The organism is Heyndrickxia sp. NPDC080065, assembly GCF_050281185.1.
Lineage (GTDB): Bacteria > Bacillota > Bacilli > Bacillales > Bacillaceae_C > Heyndrickxia.
Genome location: NZ_JBNNWS010000004.1, coordinates 58924 through 74487, shown reverse-complemented (window position 1 = coordinate 74487; position 15564 = coordinate 58924). Strand labels below are relative to the sequence as shown.

Annotated in this window: 21 protein-coding genes and 1 pseudogene; 17 read left to right on the top strand and 5 right to left on the bottom strand. The window is 33.4% G+C overall.

Going from position 1 to position 15564, the window contains the following annotated elements; genetic code table 11:
• Positions 1-123: 123 nt before the first annotated feature.
• Both ACQKP0_RS05415 and glnA read left to right on the top strand, forming a co-directional pair.
• Complete coding sequence (locus tag ACQKP0_RS05415) at positions 124-489, top strand: MerR family transcriptional regulator (RefSeq protein WP_427405015.1); 366 nt, start codon at positions 124-126, stop codon at positions 487-489.
• Between the two features lie 59 nt (positions 490-548).
• Positions 549-1883, top strand: coding sequence for a type I glutamate--ammonia ligase (gene glnA / locus ACQKP0_RS05410; protein ID WP_427404800.1), 1335 nt, complete (start codon positions 549-551; stop codon positions 1881-1883).
• Positions 1884-2115: 232 nt separating this feature from the next.
• Here glnA and ACQKP0_RS05405 read toward each other — a convergent pair whose 3' ends face one another.
• Both ACQKP0_RS05405 and ACQKP0_RS05400 read right to left on the bottom strand, forming a co-directional pair.
• Complete coding sequence (locus tag ACQKP0_RS05405; RefSeq protein WP_427404799.1) at positions 2116-2538, bottom strand: ImmA/IrrE family metallo-endopeptidase; 423 nt, start codon at positions 2536-2538, stop codon at positions 2116-2118.
• A 20-nt stretch (positions 2539-2558) separates the two neighbouring features.
• Positions 2559-3023: a helix-turn-helix domain-containing protein gene (locus ACQKP0_RS05400; protein ID WP_427404798.1), complete on the bottom strand. Its 465-nt coding sequence runs from the start codon at positions 3021-3023 to the stop codon at positions 2559-2561.
• Between the two features lie 224 nt (positions 3024-3247).
• Here ACQKP0_RS05400 and ACQKP0_RS05395 point away from each other — a divergent pair, with 224 nt between their 5' ends.
• The 6 genes and pseudogenes from ACQKP0_RS05395 to ACQKP0_RS05370 all read left to right on the top strand — a co-directional run bounded on the left by ACQKP0_RS05395 (position 3248) and on the right by ACQKP0_RS05370 (position 6753).
• Entirely contained in the window at positions 3248-3448 is a 201-nt protein-coding gene (locus ACQKP0_RS05395; RefSeq protein WP_427404797.1) for an XRE family transcriptional regulator, read from the top strand.
• A 22-nt stretch (positions 3449-3470) separates the two neighbouring features.
• Positions 3471-3854, top strand: coding sequence for an ArpU family phage packaging/lysis transcriptional regulator (locus ACQKP0_RS05390; RefSeq protein WP_427404796.1), 384 nt, complete (start codon positions 3471-3473; stop codon positions 3852-3854).
• Positions 3855-4445: 591 nt separating this feature from the next.
• The gene (locus ACQKP0_RS05385) at positions 4446-4769 is read left to right on the top strand and encodes a phage holin (RefSeq protein WP_427404795.1); all 324 of its coding nucleotides are present in this window, start codon (positions 4446-4448) and stop codon (positions 4767-4769) included.
• A gap of 99 nt (positions 4770-4868) precedes the next feature.
• Complete coding sequence (locus ACQKP0_RS05380; protein WP_427404794.1) at positions 4869-5558, top strand: N-acetylmuramoyl-L-alanine amidase; 690 nt, start codon at positions 4869-4871, stop codon at positions 5556-5558.
• 72 nt (positions 5559-5630) lie between these two features.
• A pseudogene (locus ACQKP0_RS05375) lies at positions 5631-5825 on the top strand (transposase); the annotation flags it as partial.
• Positions 5826-6627: 802 nt separating this feature from the next.
• Positions 6628-6753, top strand: a complete 126-nt coding sequence (locus ACQKP0_RS05370) for a hypothetical protein (protein ID WP_427404793.1) — start codon at positions 6628-6630, stop codon at positions 6751-6753.
• Positions 6754-6923: 170 nt separating this feature from the next.
• Here ACQKP0_RS05370 and ACQKP0_RS05365 read toward each other — a convergent pair whose 3' ends face one another.
• A complete protein-coding gene (locus ACQKP0_RS05365; RefSeq protein WP_427404792.1) occupies positions 6924-7346 on the bottom strand; it encodes a VOC family protein in 423 nt (140 codons plus the stop codon).
• Positions 7347-7607: 261 nt separating this feature from the next.
• Here ACQKP0_RS05365 and mscL point away from each other — a divergent pair, with 261 nt between their 5' ends.
• Positions 7608-7988 (top strand): large-conductance mechanosensitive channel protein MscL, encoded by a 381-nt coding sequence (gene mscL / locus ACQKP0_RS05360; protein WP_427404791.1) that lies wholly within the window; start codon positions 7608-7610, stop codon positions 7986-7988.
• Between the two features lie 91 nt (positions 7989-8079).
• Here mscL and lexA read toward each other — a convergent pair whose 3' ends face one another.
• Positions 8080-8703: a transcriptional repressor LexA gene (gene lexA, locus ACQKP0_RS05355; RefSeq protein WP_427404790.1), complete on the bottom strand. Its 624-nt coding sequence runs from the start codon at positions 8701-8703 to the stop codon at positions 8080-8082.
• Between the two features lie 162 nt (positions 8704-8865).
• Here lexA and yneA point away from each other — a divergent pair, with 162 nt between their 5' ends.
• The 4 genes from yneA (at position 8866) to tkt (ending at position 12357) form a co-directional block, all read left to right on the top strand.
• A complete protein-coding gene (gene yneA, locus ACQKP0_RS05350) occupies positions 8866-9195 on the top strand; it encodes a cell division suppressor protein YneA (protein ID WP_427404789.1) in 330 nt (109 codons plus the stop codon).
• A 3-nt stretch (positions 9196-9198) separates the two neighbouring features.
• Positions 9199-9846 (top strand): YneB family resolvase-like protein, encoded by a 648-nt coding sequence (locus ACQKP0_RS05345; RefSeq protein WP_427404788.1) that lies wholly within the window; start codon positions 9199-9201, stop codon positions 9844-9846.
• Between the two features lie 100 nt (positions 9847-9946).
• Positions 9947-10180 carry a DUF896 domain-containing protein gene (locus tag ACQKP0_RS05340; RefSeq protein ID WP_427404787.1) on the top strand — a complete coding sequence of 78 codons (234 nt, stop codon included), beginning with the start codon at positions 9947-9949 and terminating at the stop codon, positions 10178-10180.
• 176 nt (positions 10181-10356) lie between these two features.
• The gene (gene tkt, locus ACQKP0_RS05335) at positions 10357-12357 is read left to right on the top strand and encodes a transketolase (protein ID WP_427405014.1); all 2001 of its coding nucleotides are present in this window, start codon (positions 10357-10359) and stop codon (positions 12355-12357) included.
• Between the two features lie 29 nt (positions 12358-12386).
• Here tkt and ACQKP0_RS05330 read toward each other — a convergent pair whose 3' ends face one another.
• Positions 12387-12962, bottom strand: coding sequence for an HAD-IA family hydrolase (locus ACQKP0_RS05330; protein WP_427404786.1), 576 nt, complete (start codon positions 12960-12962; stop codon positions 12387-12389).
• Between the two features lie 125 nt (positions 12963-13087).
• Between ACQKP0_RS05330 and ACQKP0_RS05325 the strand changes: the two genes are divergently transcribed.
• From ACQKP0_RS05325 to ACQKP0_RS05310, 4 genes are all read left to right on the top strand, one after another.
• A complete protein-coding gene (locus ACQKP0_RS05325) occupies positions 13088-13537 on the top strand; it encodes a GNAT family N-acetyltransferase (protein WP_427404785.1) in 450 nt (149 codons plus the stop codon).
• A gap of 103 nt (positions 13538-13640) precedes the next feature.
• Entirely contained in the window at positions 13641-14081 is a 441-nt protein-coding gene (gene sirA, locus ACQKP0_RS05320; protein ID WP_427404784.1) for a sporulation inhibitor of replication protein SirA, read from the top strand.
• A gap of 74 nt (positions 14082-14155) precedes the next feature.
• Entirely contained in the window at positions 14156-14371 is a 216-nt protein-coding gene (locus ACQKP0_RS05315) for a YneF family protein (RefSeq protein WP_427404783.1), read from the top strand.
• A 376-nt stretch (positions 14372-14747) separates the two neighbouring features.
• On the top strand, positions 14748-14975 hold the full coding sequence (locus tag ACQKP0_RS05310) for a DUF3923 family protein (protein WP_427404782.1): 228 nt from the start codon (positions 14748-14750) through the stop codon (positions 14973-14975).
• Positions 14976-15564 lie beyond the last annotated feature (589 nt).

The following is a 15564-nucleotide window of genomic DNA, read 5'->3' as shown; positions in this document are numbered from 1 at the left end:
ATAAATGTTAGAAAACATAACATGATATTGACATTTAAACTTACATAAGAATATAATGTTAATGTATTAAATAAAGAAAGGCGGAGGTTTGGTGTGAGCGGTAAAAGTCAAATTCGTCGTTCAATGCCTTTATTACCGATAGGTACAGTAATGCAATTAACTGAATTAACTGCCCGTCAAATAAGGTATTATGAGGAACATAACTTAATCCATCCTGCCAGATCAGAAGGAAACCGACGTCTTTATTCTTTAAATGATGTCGATCAACTGCTGGAAATTAAGGATCTGTTAGATCAAGGCATCAATATGGCGGGAATTAAGAAAATTTTAATTATGAAAACAGAAGAAGTTCAAAAAGAAACAGTCACTACGAAAGAAGAAGTTTCTAACGAGGAAATTAGAAAAATTCTTAGGGAAGAACTCTTGCAAGCTGGAAGATTTCAACGTCCTGGAATGAAAACAAACGAAAGACAGAGATTTCTTCATTAAATCCCGTGACTATAGTGGGTAAAAAAATTGATTATCATGTTTTAAGGGAGGAATTGTTAATGTCAAGATTTAGCCGCAGTGATATTGAAAGAATTGCCGAGGAACAAAATGTTAAGTTTATTCGTCTTCAGTTTACAGATATTTTAGGCACCATCAAAAATGTAGAGATCCCAATCAGCCAGCTTGGGAAAGCGTTAGACAATAAGATGATGTTTGATGGCTCCTCTATCGAAGGTTTTGTTCGTATTGAGGAATCTGATATGTACTTATATCCTGACTTAGATACGTGGGTTGTTTTCCCTTGGACAGCTGAAAAAGGGAAAGTTGCACGATTAATTTGTGATATATATAATGCGGATGGAACTCCGTTTGCAGGGGATCCTCGTAATAATTTAAAACGTGTGTTAAAGGAAATGGAAGAGCTTGGATTCACTGACTTTAACCTTGGACCTGAACCTGAATTTTTCTTATTTAAATTAGATGAAAAAGGGGAGCCTTCTTTAGAACTAAATGACAATGGCGGTTATTTCGATTTAGCCCCAACAGACCTTGGTGAAAACTGCCGTAGAGACATTGTTCTAGAGCTTGAGGAAATGGGCTTTGAAGTTGAAGCTTCTCACCATGAAGTTGCCCCTGGACAACATGAAATTGATTTTAAATATGCACATGCATTAAAAGCTTGTGATGATATACAAACATTTAAACTAGTGGTCAAAACTATTGCTCGTAAACATGGACTTCATGCTACTTTTATGCCAAAACCGTTATTTGGTGTAAGTGGTTCAGGAATGCATTGCAATTTATCCTTATTCAAAAACGGGGAAAATGCTTTCGTTGATCCAAGCGGTAAGCTTGAATTAAGTGAAACTGCCTATCAATTTATTGCTGGTATAATTAAGCATGCAACGAATTTTACAGCAGTAACCAATCCAACTGTTAACTCATACAAACGACTTGTACCTGGCTATGAAGCACCATGTTATGTAGCATGGTCTGCAAGAAATCGCAGCCCATTAGTTCGAATTCCTGCATCCCGTGGATTAAGCACACGTATTGAAGTTCGAAGTGTTGATCCTGCTGCGAATCCTTACTTAGCAATGGCTGTTTTATTAAAATCAGGATTAGATGGAATTAAAAATAAGCTACAAGCTCCTGCGCCTGTTGATCGCAATATTTATGTTATGAATAAACAAGAGCGTGAAGAGGCTGGAATTATTGACCTTCCTGGAACATTAAAGCTAGCATTAGATAACTTAGTATCAGATGAAGTTATGACAAGTGCTCTTGGTGAACACATTCTTGAACATTTCTTAGAAGCAAAAGAAATTGAATGGGATATGTTCCGTACTCAAGTCCATCCTTGGGAACGTGAGCAGTATATGTCGATGTATTAATAGTGAAACCCCTTGATCACCGTGAACTGCACCTCCAAATGTTAGGCACTATCTAACATTTGATATGATCCCCTTATAGTAGACAGAAAAAAGAAAGCATACTAATCTGTCTACTATAGAGGGGATTTTTAGTTTTATTAATCTTATTATTCTTTAAGTCTAATTATTATTTTGACTTGAGATATAAATATGTTATCACTTCTCTAAATGAGAATGTATGTTCTTTTTGTGGTTAAAAATTTTTTAGGTGTACAATTTCCTTTGGTACACCGTACATAGCAGCAGCTTCACGAAGTGTTATGCTTGTATTATTAAGTTCATAAAGATATTCATCTGGCATTAATAGTTCGACGGCAAATAAATTAGCTTCCATTTCCAACTTATCGATGGAGAAGAAAGTATTCTTTTTTAAAAAAGAAGTGTTTACCTTTGGGTGTAAAATTGCGTGCCCTAATTCGTGAGCACAAACTAGACGTTGCATATTTTCCTCTAACTGCTCATTTATATGTATAAATTGAACCCGTTTGTGGAAGCTATAATAGCCCAAAATTGAACCTAAAGGCTCAAATTGAACAATAATATTTTTTCTTTCTGCAAGTTCAAATGGATCATAAGTTTTATACAATTGATAAAGTCTCTTAATCACCTTTTTCATTATCTCATATCCCACTCCTATTAATTTCTATATTTTTTAGGGGTGAATTTTTGTTTTGCAATACGTTTTGCAAGTCTAAGTGAATTCTCTAAAGATGCAATAAGCAATTCCCTATCCTCCTCATCTATATCATTAATATCTTGTCCATCAAATGCTGCGTATCCGTTTTTACCAGACAAACCATCAATCATTTTTTGTAATTCTTTTTGTATATCCCGTTCATCTTTAGAATTTAGTTCAGGTAATTGAGAATCTTTACTTTTAAAACTCGGATCAATTTCTGATTTAGGTACATTAAATGCTTTAGATAATTTTTCGACATTTCTTGGATTAATTAATGTTTTGTAATTCACATAATCTGACAAAGTACTTTTAGAAATTCCGGACATTTCACTTGTCTTTAATTGAGTCCAATTATTTCGCTTCATTAATCTTTTTATGTTATTAGAAATCTCTTTTTTTAATGGCAAATCACGATCTATCATATAGTAACACACCCTCTCTTGGGAGAAATTATATCCGAAAAATTACGGATAATCAATAATAATTCCGAATTTTTTCAGATATATTCCTGAATATAAATAAAGTAGTTTGAAAGAGTGATTTAAATTCCGAGAAAAACCGGTTGACATTCCGAAAAAAACCGGATAAATTATAAGCAAGACGAAACGAGAAAGGAGTTGCCAGTAAAATTGATAAAAAAATCACTTTGAAAGCTGCAAGAGTTAATGCAGCACTCAAATTTGTTGATGCTGCTATATTATTTGGAATAAATAAAGATTCGCTCTCGAAATATGAAAAAGACTCAACTAATGTTCCTCGTTCGTTTTTGATCAAGATAGGAGAAATTTATAAAATTCCTGTTGAAAGTATTTTTTTGGTAGATAATCCGATTTTTTTTGGATACTAAAAAAGAGTAAGGAGTGATGTAAATGGAAGCTGAGCAATTAGTAATGTTTGAAGATGTAGATAAATCATTAGTCCGTTCTGAAGTTATTAACGCACTTATAGAATATAGAGCATTAAAAGTTCAAAACGAAAATATTCAAGAACGAATTGAAGTAGGTGCAACAAATTTATATCCTTCTATAAGAGAAGTTGATCCTTTAAATAAAATAAAAGTAAGTCAAATGGAACGATCATTAAAACATAGCTTGAATGAAGATGAGCGTTCATTATTAGAAAGAAAGTATTTATCTGGTGTGAGAGTAAAAGATATTGAAGTTTATAATGATTTAGGGCTTGATAAAGATAAATATTATGAAATTAAACGTTCAGCTATTTTTAATTTAGCTACAGCACTTGGAATAATCTAAGTGCTTTTTTATCGTTTACACCAGGAAATTATAAAATATTCGCACTGTGGATTACTTTATAAAGAGAGAGGTTTACGTCTAGCTCCAGCGCCTATCGTCTAGCGGATTTTCCGTCTCCTCCCTACGATAAGTCAACATCGGCTCGTGAACTACCTCACCGTGTTTCCTTTATCTCAGTCAAAGACTAAGAAATACTTACGCCGATGAGCAAGGCGCTTGCGCCTTTGTTCTTTTACCGATAAAATCCCGACAAAAAAACCGACAAAAACCCGAGAAGATAGGGGACTAAATCTTTTTTTTACAAAGGTAAGATTTACTTATCGAAGCTAATTCGATAGGAGAAGCATCTTTCCTTTACCAATGATGTACTCGGACAACTGCCAGGTATGTTTTACATGACCAAGCAACTCAGTTTGCGGAGGTTGGAGCGGGGCAATGGAGGTAAGAGCACTCCAATTGAAATCGGTTTGTTAATTGCTATAGGATGATTACTTTTAAGCTATCTATCTTACACATTTAACAAACAAAAAGAGGCAAAAATGGTTACCCGATAGGATGCTCAAATTAAAGCTCAACTAGATTACATCTCAAATGGTAGCGTTAGTCGAAAGGGTAACAAGGGTTGAAGAAACATCTAAACAGGCCCACAAGAGATTTGATTCTATTGAAAAAATAAAGGAGGTGAGTAAAGTTGATAAAGCGAGTTTAACACGTTTTGCGCTTTTGATTGTTGCAGTGGTTAATGCCGTCTTAAATTTAATTGGTTTCAAAACTATATCAGATGATTATGTTAATGATCTAGTAGCTGTTATTTCAGTCGGCTATTTTATCTGGACGGCTTGGAAAAACAACTACCTATCTAAAAAAGGCAAAAAACAAAAAGAAGTATTAAAAAAAGAAGGTTTAGCAAAGTAGGAGTGACGTGTAATCGTTACTCTTTTAATTTTAATTGGCGAAAAGCCTGTACAACTATTAAATTACTTTCATTTACTATTAAAAAGGAGAAGATGTAAAATGTTTAAATTATTCTTAGATCCAGGTCATGGTGGTACTGATTCAGGTGCAGTTGGTAACGGAATCATGGAAAAGAACATTACATTACAAATTGCTTTAAAGATTCGTGATATTCTTTCAGCTGAGTACAGTGATGTATCCATTTTGATGTCACGGACGGCAGATACATTTCCATCTTTGAGTGATCGTACAAATGCCGCTAATTCATGGGGCGCTGATTATTTTCTATCCATTCACATTAATGCAGGTGGGGGAACTGGATTCGAAAGTTATGTTTATCCAGGAGTAGGCGCTCCAACAACAACTTATCAATCAACTATCCATTCCGAAGTAATGAAACTTAATCAATTAACGGATCGTGGAAAGAAACAATCTGATCTACACGTTTTGCGTGAATCTAATATGCCAGCACTATTAACTGAAAATGGCTTTATTGATAATGGTAACGATGCTGCAAAAATGCAGAGTGCTACTTGGATTGAAAATGTAGCTAGGGGGCATGTAAATGGACTAGCTAGTACGTTTAATCTTCAAAAGAAAAGTGGGGCTGTTTATCATACGGTAGTGTCCGGTGATACTGTTTATTCGTTAAGTAGACAATATGGCAGCACGATTGATCAAATAAAAACATGGAACAACCTTGACGATAATTACACTATTTATGTAGGACAAGTTCTTAGAGTTAAATAAAAGCGATGGCATATTGTAGAAATGAGAACCCTAGGCTAGGCCTAGGGTTCTAAAAAGCTTCCTGCGTCTTAATTTGTAGGATATTTAAAAGGAAAAGCAGCTTAATGATATTTGACCGTCATGAAAATTTGAAGTAATCGATATTGAAATCGGAAATTTTGGTATACAGGATATTATGTGGACACGGTTAGATGAAACAAAAAGGTAATAGAAGAATACATAAGAAATCAATTACAAGATGATATTATGGCAGAACAATTAAGTTAGTCATTTATACTAATGACTTAAAAATGCATAAAAGCCTTAAGGTAAATGAATTGTACAAACCATCCTTCTTTTTCATAAATTACAAAGTAAGAAATTTCAAACTAGAAGGAGGAAGGAAGTATGATTATAGTTAGAAAACAATCCTCAAAACTTAAGAAAATCTTATTGAATTTCTTGGTGATGTCAGTACTATTTCCAGGTTTTATAGTAGCGGTGAGAAAAAAACGTAAGTATATAAAATTATCTTAATTAACGCATCCTTTGTGGGTGCTTTTTGTGCGACTTGCAGTGGCATAGAGTGTTGACTCTTTCTTATCTGACTGAGACGCCATTTCGGTGAAACTGCTGGAAGAGGATAATGAAAATGAATCCCAGATGATGAAAATTCACCCACAAGGAGACTGCACTAGCTCGGGAAGCCTAATCTAGGGAAATACTGTGAGGTATGTCAGATCTAATGGTGTTTTAGTAAGAAAGATAAGCCTTATGCAAGTAAGTAAGGATTAGATCAACAAAATATCATACAGTAGTTAAAGGAGATACTGTATCAGCACTTGCTAAACAGTATGGTACTTCTATTAAGCAGATCGTATATTGGAATAAGCTTAAGGATCCAGATCTTATCTATGTAGGACAAAAATTAAGGGCCAAATAGAATATTTTAACATCATTGTACAAATATTAATATTGCACCCTTTGTTTGCCTTCCAAGTAAAAAGCCCCTATTTTTCAATAGGGGCAGATTGTAATAATTGTTCTTTTCTTTCTTCCAGCAGTTTTTGAAATTCCTCAATATCCTCTAGTGTGGCATGATTGGTTGGATAGTAATGACATTCCAAATGTAGAACATCATTTATTTTTATATAATGATGGTGTATTTGAAGTTATTAGTGATTACGAACCAAAGTTCATTGTTCATACTCATTGATTACTTGCCCAAAAACCACTATATTAGTGGTTTTTATTTGTGTTCATAAGGTAAAGCTATTCAGTAATTCGTAGCCCAGGTATAAACGAATTCCGTCTTTTGTTCCGGTGGGGGAAGCAACAGTTTTGGGAGCTACCGAAAAACAATATAACCAGTGCCACTAGTAATAATTATTCAAAGTCATCCCATTGCGGATTCCATACAACTTCCCACAGGTGACCATCTGGATCTTGGAAGTAACCAGAATACCCACCCCAAAAAGTGTCATGTGCTGGAACGGTAATAATAGCCCCAGCATTCTTTGCCTGTTCCATAATGCTATCAACTTCATCTTTACTAAATACATTATGACCGATAGGAAATTCAGTAGGACTTGGAGCACTTTGATCAAGCTTTGTATCGTGGGCAATGCTTTTTCGGTTCCAAATTGCTAGCTTCAAGCCGTTATGTAAATCAAAAAAAGCAACAGCACCATGCTCAAATTCTTTACCAACTATGCCTTCAGTATGTAGTTGTAAACCATCACGATAGAATTTCAATGATCTTTCTAAGTCGTCAACACCTATTGTAAGTACTGTGATTCTTGGTATCATAACATGTGGCACCTCCAGGGGTTATAAGTAGTGACTTTAGTATAACAGAACAACTTATTCAGATTATTAAAAAATTTATACTGATGGAAAAATAATAATTTAAAAATCTATTTTGTCATCTATACAAATGAAAAAGAAGTCTTGTGTAAAAAAGTAATATAAAATATTATTTAATACATATGCCCTTATAAAATCATACTAAAAACGAAATTTATTCTTGGGTAATTATTCAATAATATAGTTTAAGGGGGAGTCTATTTTATGTTAAATGATTTTAAAAAGTTCGCCTTAAAAGGCAATGTTATGGATTTAGCTATCGGGGTAATCATTGGAGCTGCATTTGGGAAGATTGTGTCTTCTTTAGTTGGAGATATTGTTATGCCGATTTTAGGTACACTTTTAGGAGGGTTTGATTTTACTGATCTTCATATTGCAAAAATTAAATATGGACAGTTTATTCAAAATGTCGTTGACTTTTTAATTATCTCCTTTTCAATCTTTTTATTTATTCGTTTCTTTGAACGTTTTAAGAAAAAAGAAGAGACAGTTGAACCAGAACCGACTTTATCAAATGAAGAAAAATTATTAGGGGAAATACGTGATCTTTTAAAAGAAAGAAACAACCTATCTGACAAAAATTGATATATGGTTACGTTAAAGTTGCTGAAGTCCAAAAAAACATCCATAATAATCGTTTCATACTTGAAAACGATTATTATGGATGTTTTTACAATTAATGCACCAACTGCCGATATAGCCCGATTACTTTCCCTAGAATTGTTACATTATTTAAAATAATAGGAGCCATTGTGGAATTTTCGGGTTGTAGACGGAAATAGTTTTTCTCTTTAAAAAATCTCTTTACTGTTGCTTCATCGTCCTCTGTCATAGCAACAACAATATCGCCATTTATAGCGGTTTGCTGTTGTCGAACAATAACATAGTCTCCATCTAAAATACCTGCCTCAATCATACTTTCACCGACAATTTCTAACATAAAAATGTTTTCGTCAGCAGGGGCAAGCTGTTCTGGAAGAGGAAAAAACTCTTCAATATTTTCGATAGCCGTAATAGGTAATCCTGCAGTTACTTTTCCGAGTAAAGGAACGTTTACAACATTTTGCTGAGGGATATTTTCTGAATCTAAGTCAAGTATTTCAATTGCACGTGGCTTAGTAGGATCTCTCCGTATTAATCCTTTAGTTTCTAAACGAGATAAGTGCCCATGTACGGTTGAACTTGATGCAAGACCAACTGCTTCTCCAATTTCACGAACTGATGGCGGATATCCTTTAGATTTAACTTCCTGTTTAATAAAATCCAGGATATCCTGTTGTCTTTTTGAAAGTTTTGTCATTATTTACACCCCGACTATTAAACTTTTCTTTAGCTTGATTCCATTATAGCATTATCTTTCCAACTATACAAACATAAGTTCGAAAAAAAGTGTTGACTTCAAACAAGTGTTCGCACTATAATAAAATCAATTAAACGAACATATATTCGAGGGTGATGAAAAATGCTTATTTTATGGAAAAAATATTCTTATGTTATTATGTTAATAGTTTTGTCATTATTCATAGGTTTATATACTTTGCTATCTACTAAGGATGAATCAAATTCTTATCAAGAAATAATCATAACTGAAGGACAATCACTATGGAAACTGGCCCAGATCTATTCGGAAGAGCATTCAATGAATTCTCAGGAATTTATAGATTGGGTATCAGAAAAAAATCATTTGAGAAATGATATTATTAAACCAGGTGAAAAGATTGTTATACCAGTAAAAGTAAAGAGTCAATTAAACGATAAAAATCAACTAGCATTAGATTTGGAGAAAAAATAAAGAATGAAAACAATTATATATTGCCGCGTTAGTACAAAAAAACATACGCAGGAAACCTCTTTAGAAAGACAGGAATCTGAATTATTAGAGATCGCTGATAAATGGAATTTGCAAGTGGTTGAAGTTATACTTGATCAAGCGAGCGGGTATCATCTAGATCGCCCTGGGGTATTGGGTATGCTAGATATTATTAAACGAGAGAAAATAGAGGCGGTTTTAGTTCAAGATGAAACAAGACTTGGAAGAGGAAATGCAAAAATAGCTCTTCTTCACTTTCTTTTTAAAGAAGGTGTGCAAGTGTACAGCATCTCTCACCAAGGGGAATTAGAACTATCAGAGTCCGATTCGATGGTGCTAAATATAGTAAGTATGGTCGAGGAATATCAACGAAAATTACATAATTTGAAGATTAAAAGAGGTATGAAAAGGGCTGTTGAAAAAGGGTTTAGGCCAGAAAATAACCTTAAAGATCACGGGAATGAGAGTGGACGTGAACGAAAAGAGCTGCCGATTGAAGAGATTATTAGATTAAGGGAAAATGAACTAACATTTTCAGAGATTGCCGCAACTCTAAGGGGATTTGGATATGATGTTTCAAAAGCTACTGTCCATAGAAGGTATCAAGAATATATTCGACAAGAAGAAGAGTAAATAGTCTTTTTTTCTTGATTACTCCTTTTAGATCTAGTATTATTACCCTAAATAAAATGGAATTAAGATATTGTAGTTCTACACAAAAAGGAGTAGCAGTATGCTTTCTAAAGATAAAATAGCAAGAATTAATGCCTTGTCAAAAAAGGCTAAAAATCAAGGATTAACTGAAGCTGAAGCAAAGGAACAATCTCGTCTTCGTCGGGAGTATTTGGAGAGTTTTCGTTCGTCTATGAAAAATACGATTGAAACAGTACGTGTTATAGATCCTAATGGGAATGATGTAACACCGCAAAAAGTACGTGAAGTTCAAGAGAAAAAAAGACTGCATTAAACGACAGGATTTACAACTAAAGGCTGATTATTCAGCCTTTTTATTATGTATTTGTTCATTTAGAATAGGATATTTGGCTAAAGAAAAAACTATACTTCAAAATAGTTGAGTTATAATATAAACATGTTTAATATTAAGGTGTGAAGTACTTTATGTATAGAGAGGATGTTTGTACATTGTTTGATAAAACAGATCAGTTAGCAGTTACAACTATACGTACACTATCTATTGATGCTATTGAAAAAGCAAATTCTGGTCATCCAGGACTGCCTATGGGAGCAGCACCAATGGCATATACACTTTGGACTAGAATTATGAATCATAATCCAAAAAACCCAGAATGGTTTAATAGAGATCGTTTTGTATTATCTGCAGGACATGGATCTATGCTTCTTTATAGCTTGCTCCATTTAGCTGGATATGGGTTGAGTATGGATGAAATAAAACAATTTCGTCAATGGGGCAGTAAAACACCAGGACACCCTGAATTTGGACACACAAAAGGTGTTGAAGCTACAACTGGTCCATTAGGTCAAGGGATTGCTATGGCAGTTGGTATGGCAATGGCTGAACGTCATATGGCAGGTGTTTATAATAAAGATAATTACGAAATAGTCAATCATAATACATATGCAGTTTGTGGTGATGGAGACCTTATGGAAGGTATTTCAAGCGAGGCTGCATCACTAGCTGCGCATTTAAAATTAGGTCGACTTGTTGTTTTATATGATTCAAATGATATCTCATTAGACGGTGACCTTGACAAATCATTCTCTGAAAGTGTAGAAGGCCGCTTTAAATCTTACGGTTGGCAGTACATTCGAGTAGAGGATGGAAATGACTTTGAATCTATTGCTAAAGCACTTGAAGAAGCAAAATCAGATGTTACACGTCCAACGATCATTGAAGTAAAAACTGTAATTGGCTATGGATCACCTAACAAATCTGGAAAGTCTGCTGTACACGGTGCACCACTAGGGGCAGATGAATTAAAATTAACAAAAGAATATTATAAATGGACATTTGAAGAAGATTTCCATGTTCCATCTGAAGTATATGATCGTTTTAATGAAAAAATTGTGGAACCAGGAATTAAAAAAGAACAAGAATGGCAAGAGCTTTTTGCAGGATATAAAGAAGCCTTTCCTGAATTAGCTGAACAATTAGATCGAGCAATCAAAGGGGAACTTCCAGAAAATTGGGATCAAGATATTCCTGTATATGAAGAAGGGAAAAGCTTGGCAAGCAGAGCTTCAAGTGGTGAAGTGTTAAATGCAATTGCTAAGCAAGTTCCAACATTCATTGGCGGATCTGCGGATCTTGCTGGATCAAATAATACGATGATTAAAGGTGAAAAAGATTTCACTCCTGACAACTATGAAGGACGTAATATTTGGTTTGGAGTTCGTGAGTTTGCAATGGGTGCAGCTATGAATGGAATGGCACTTCACGGAGGCTTGCAAGTTTACGGAGGTACGTTCTTTGTCTTTTCTGATTACTTGCGTCCTGCAATTCGTTTAGCAGCTCTTATGAATTTACCTGTAACATATGTTTTCACTCATGACAGTATTGCCGTTGGTGAGGATGGTCCAACACATGAACCAATTGAACAATTACCATCTTTAAGAACAATGCCGAACCTTTCTGTTATTCGTCCGGCAGATGGAAATGAAACAGCTGCGGCATGGAGACTAGCTTTAACATCTAAAGATAAACCAACTGCACTTGTTTTAACAAGACAGGGATTACCTACTCTTAAAACAACTGCTGAAAATGCGCAAGATGGTGTTTCAAAAGGTGCCTATGTTGTTTCTCCTGCTAATAGTGAAATTGCAGATGTTTTATTACTTGCATCAGGATCTGAAGTGAATCTTGCTATTGAAGCCCAAAAGGTACTTGAACAAGATGGAATTCACGCGTCTGTTGTAAGTATGCCATCATGGGATCGCTTTGAACAACAAAGTAAGGAATATAAAGAGTCAGTAATTCCAAAATCAGTGAAAAAACGTCTAGCAATTGAAATGGCAGCTCCATTTGGTTGGGAACGCTATGTCGGTGATGAAGGGGATATATTAGGAATCAATGGATTCGGCGCATCTGCACCAGGTGGAATAATTTTGAAAGAATACGGATTTACCGTTGAAAATGTAGTATCTCGTGTGAAAAACTTATTGTAATATTAAAAGTAAAAGGAGGATAATTTTGGTTATCCTCCTTTTGAAATATTCACCACATTGGAAAAATCTTTATAATCAGAAAGATAGAAATCCGCTCCGGGTTGATTGTTTTGAAAAAGACAAGTGTAAATCCCTAATTTCTTTCCTGGTAAAATATCAAGTTCGCGATCACCTATGATTAAATCTAATTGGTGATTTTTGTGCAAATATTCGTATGATGCAGGATGAGGTTTTCGTGGGTATCCATCATCAATCGTAATAATTTCAGTAAAATATTGATTCCAATTATAATAATCTAAAATATCATTAACACCTTTTCTTGTTTTATGGGTCATGATAACATTATTATTCGCAAACTTTAAAATATTTTCTACATGAGGAAAGGGAAGCATGTCTTTTGGAGAAATCTTGTCTTCATATTCGTTCATAGTTTCGATTTGCTCCTTAGACAACTGATAATAATTGACTGCATGTGAAAATGATATTTTTAAAAGTTTATAGATTTCTTTTTCTGGAATGTCTTCATCTACTACCTTTTTAAAAATTTTTGAATAGATAGGATATGTATCGAACAGTGTGCCATCAAAATCCCATAATATGTTCATATCTAACCGTCCTTTTTATTCCAATTTAAACGAATATTTATATTATATCAAAGCACACCATAAAGAGCTATCAATCAATAGGGATAAAGAATTACATATAATTACGTAATGAAGGGATGAATAGAATGATACAATTAACACAAATCGAGAAAAAGAACCGAGAAAAATATAAGAAATTACTCCTGATAGCTGACGAAGATGAAGTAGCGATTAATAAATACCTGTATGATGGGATGATGTTTTCGATACATTATGATAATCAGTGCATTGGAGTAGTATTAATAACATTAGAACCAATTCTCGAAATAAAAAATATTGCAGTTATTGAAAGCTATAGGGGAAAAGGAATAGGAAAGAAAGTAATTGAAGAACTAAAAAAAATAGCAAAAATAAACGGTTACCAATCCATGATTGTAGGTACAGCAAATTCCAGTATTGATAATATTGCTTTTTATCAAAAATGTGGTTTTCGAATGGACTCCATTAAGAAGAATTTCTTTGAAAGCTATTCAAGTCCAATTTATGAGAATGGGATTCGAGCTTTAGATATGATTATTTTCCGGTGTGATATTTGATTTCGACAAAAAATTTCTCTATTACAAACAGCTTTTGACAAAAAAAACAGAAAAGTATGTCTATAATAATATAAAACAATTCAAACTCGGGGAGTGAGGTAGCATGCGTACCTATCAAATCCATTTAATAGAGAATGAAGTGGCAGAATATTATTTTGGACGAGAAAGAATGTTTTATGATTTATTTGCTGAATATTACCAAGTAAGCGGAAAACTTAAGGATATTATTCGAAAACAAATTGAATATATAACAAAACCAATCCCGGTTTTACATATTCATCATTTATTAGGACAAGCGTTTTCTAAGAAAAAGGATGTTATTAAAGAGGATAAAATCTATAAATACGGTGGAAGCGATCTTTATAATGGGGTTGAATTATTTATAGAGTCAAAAATGTTACGATTAAACGCATGGGGAAATTATGATTCGGAGTCTGCATTTTTAGAAGTTTTGAGAAAATACGATGGACGTTTATTAGCAATAGATTTAGAACACGAACGTTTCGGATGGTTAAAACCAATAAAAGAAAGAAAATTCGTTTGAAACATAATGGAAATATTGTATAATGATTGAGGATTTAGTACACTGTAAGATAGACAACATGAAGGAGGATTATTATGGCTTGGTGGGGATATTTACTATTACTTGTCGCACTACTTGCTGGTATTGCTATTGGATTTTTCATTGCGCGTAAATATATGATGAATTACTTGAAGAAAAATCCACCAATTAATGAACAAATGTTAAAAATGATGATGACACAAATGGGCATGAAACCATCTCAGAAGAAAATCAATCAAATGATGAATGCCATGAATAAACAAATGAAGTAAACGAAATCCAGTATTATCAAGGGTTTGTGGCATTCTTTAAGCAAATAAAAAGGTTAATTTCTCCTATAAAATTTCTAAAAAGGTGAAACCTTCATTTGATTTTTACTATCAATTTGCTTTATTTTACTTGATTTCTTTTAAAAACCACTTATTCTGTTGAAAAATTCAGCAGAAAGGTGGTTTTTTTATTTGCTTTTAATAGATGAAATTGACGAATAATAATAGTAAGTGATCTTGCAGGAAAATATCTCCTTTTGTCGAAATAAGTAAAAGGAATCGTTAACCCTGAAAAACGACTAACAAAAAGGGGGCGCAAACCCTCAATGGGGCTAATAAGATAGAGCTTGATAGATTTCTGAGAAAGAAGGTGATTATTATGAAAATGAAAATTTGGTGGGTTATAAATATTGTGTGGCTATTCATTTTTGCTGCTGGAGCAGTGGTTATTGGGGTAAGAAAAGTTGACGGTGCAGGTGTAGTTCAAACTCCTGAAATAAAAATGATAACATTCGCTATTTTGGGTATTGTATTTATAATTGTTGTTTTAATTCAACTAGTTTTCCTTTATTTTGTTAGAAGAAATAAAACACGGCAATTCAGCTAATAGTATTTTAACCTAAAAAGAATTGAAAAATTATCTAAAGAATCTGTTGCAAGAAACTTTGGAAAAATAATGAAAGCAGCTAAAGCACTTCAAAATTGAGGTGCTTTTTTATTTGGAAAAAGGATGAGAAGGATAAAAACGATTACACTTTCATTTATTTTATAATCCTCAAAAAAGTAATTTTTTTTTCACTATTTCATAAATTATTGTTTAGACTATCAACAAAAAAAGAATTTTATAAAGTGCATTGAGACTTAGTGGTTAATGAAAATGATAAAAATATTTAAATCATGAGTTAAAAATTCAAGTGAAAAATAGAAACCTAACAAAAAAGGGATTACTGTGAATCCCTTAATTATGGGGACCTGAGCTTTTCTCTTCTCCACAGAACTTGTTGATAACAATATATATATTAATAATATTCTCTCTTAATTTAAATAAGAATATTGACTATTATTCAACTAATTTTTATTTACTTCTTCTAGGAAAATTTAGGATTAAACCAATTAAAGAGAGTACAAAAATTCCAATAGGGGAAACTATGCCTAGAAAATCATTTTGAACTCTTACAATTATTTGCCATATGGAA

Bases quoted from the DNA above. Each gene is read 5' to 3' on its own strand.
- sirA (WP_427404784.1), top strand. From the start codon at position 13,641: ATGCGTACCTATCAAATCCATTTAATAGAGAATGAAGTGGCAGAATAT.
- ACQKP0_RS05330 (WP_427404786.1), bottom strand. From the start codon at position 12,962: ATGAACATATTATGGGATTTTGATGGCACACTGTTCGATACATATCCT.
- ACQKP0_RS05365 (WP_427404792.1), bottom strand. From the start codon at position 7,346: ATGATACCAAGAATCACAGTACTTACAATAGGTGTTGACGACTTAGAA.
- ACQKP0_RS05385 (WP_427404795.1), top strand. From the start codon at position 4,446: ATGGTAGCGTTAGTCGAAAGGGTAACAAGGGTTGAAGAAACATCTAAA.
- ACQKP0_RS05340 (WP_427404787.1), top strand. From the start codon at position 9,947: ATGCTTTCTAAAGATAAAATAGCAAGAATTAATGCCTTGTCAAAAAAG.
- ACQKP0_RS05315 (WP_427404783.1), top strand. From the start codon at position 14,156: ATGGCTTGGTGGGGATATTTACTATTACTTGTCGCACTACTTGCTGGT.
- ACQKP0_RS05390 (WP_427404796.1), top strand. From the start codon at position 3,471: ATGGAAGCTGAGCAATTAGTAATGTTTGAAGATGTAGATAAATCATTA.
- lexA (WP_427404790.1), bottom strand. From the start codon at position 8,703: ATGACAAAACTTTCAAAAAGACAACAGGATATCCTGGATTTTATTAAA.
- ACQKP0_RS05415 (WP_427405015.1), top strand. From the start codon at position 124: ATGCCTTTATTACCGATAGGTACAGTAATGCAATTAACTGAATTAACT.
- ACQKP0_RS05400 (WP_427404798.1), bottom strand. From the start codon at position 3,023: ATGATAGATCGTGATTTGCCATTAAAAAAAGAGATTTCTAATAACATA.
- ACQKP0_RS05325 (WP_427404785.1), top strand. From the start codon at position 13,088: ATGATACAATTAACACAAATCGAGAAAAAGAACCGAGAAAAATATAAG.
- mscL (WP_427404791.1), top strand. From the start codon at position 7,608: ATGTTAAATGATTTTAAAAAGTTCGCCTTAAAAGGCAATGTTATGGAT.
- yneA (WP_427404789.1), top strand. From the start codon at position 8,866: ATGCTTATTTTATGGAAAAAATATTCTTATGTTATTATGTTAATAGTT.
- ACQKP0_RS05310 (WP_427404782.1), top strand. From the start codon at position 14,748: ATGAAAATGAAAATTTGGTGGGTTATAAATATTGTGTGGCTATTCATT.
- glnA (WP_427404800.1), top strand. From the start codon at position 549: ATGTCAAGATTTAGCCGCAGTGATATTGAAAGAATTGCCGAGGAACAA.
- ACQKP0_RS05345 (WP_427404788.1), top strand. From the start codon at position 9,199: ATGAAAACAATTATATATTGCCGCGTTAGTACAAAAAAACATACGCAG.
- ACQKP0_RS05405 (WP_427404799.1), bottom strand. From the start codon at position 2,538: ATGAAAAAGGTGATTAAGAGACTTTATCAATTGTATAAAACTTATGAT.
- ACQKP0_RS05380 (WP_427404794.1), top strand. From the start codon at position 4,869: ATGTTTAAATTATTCTTAGATCCAGGTCATGGTGGTACTGATTCAGGT.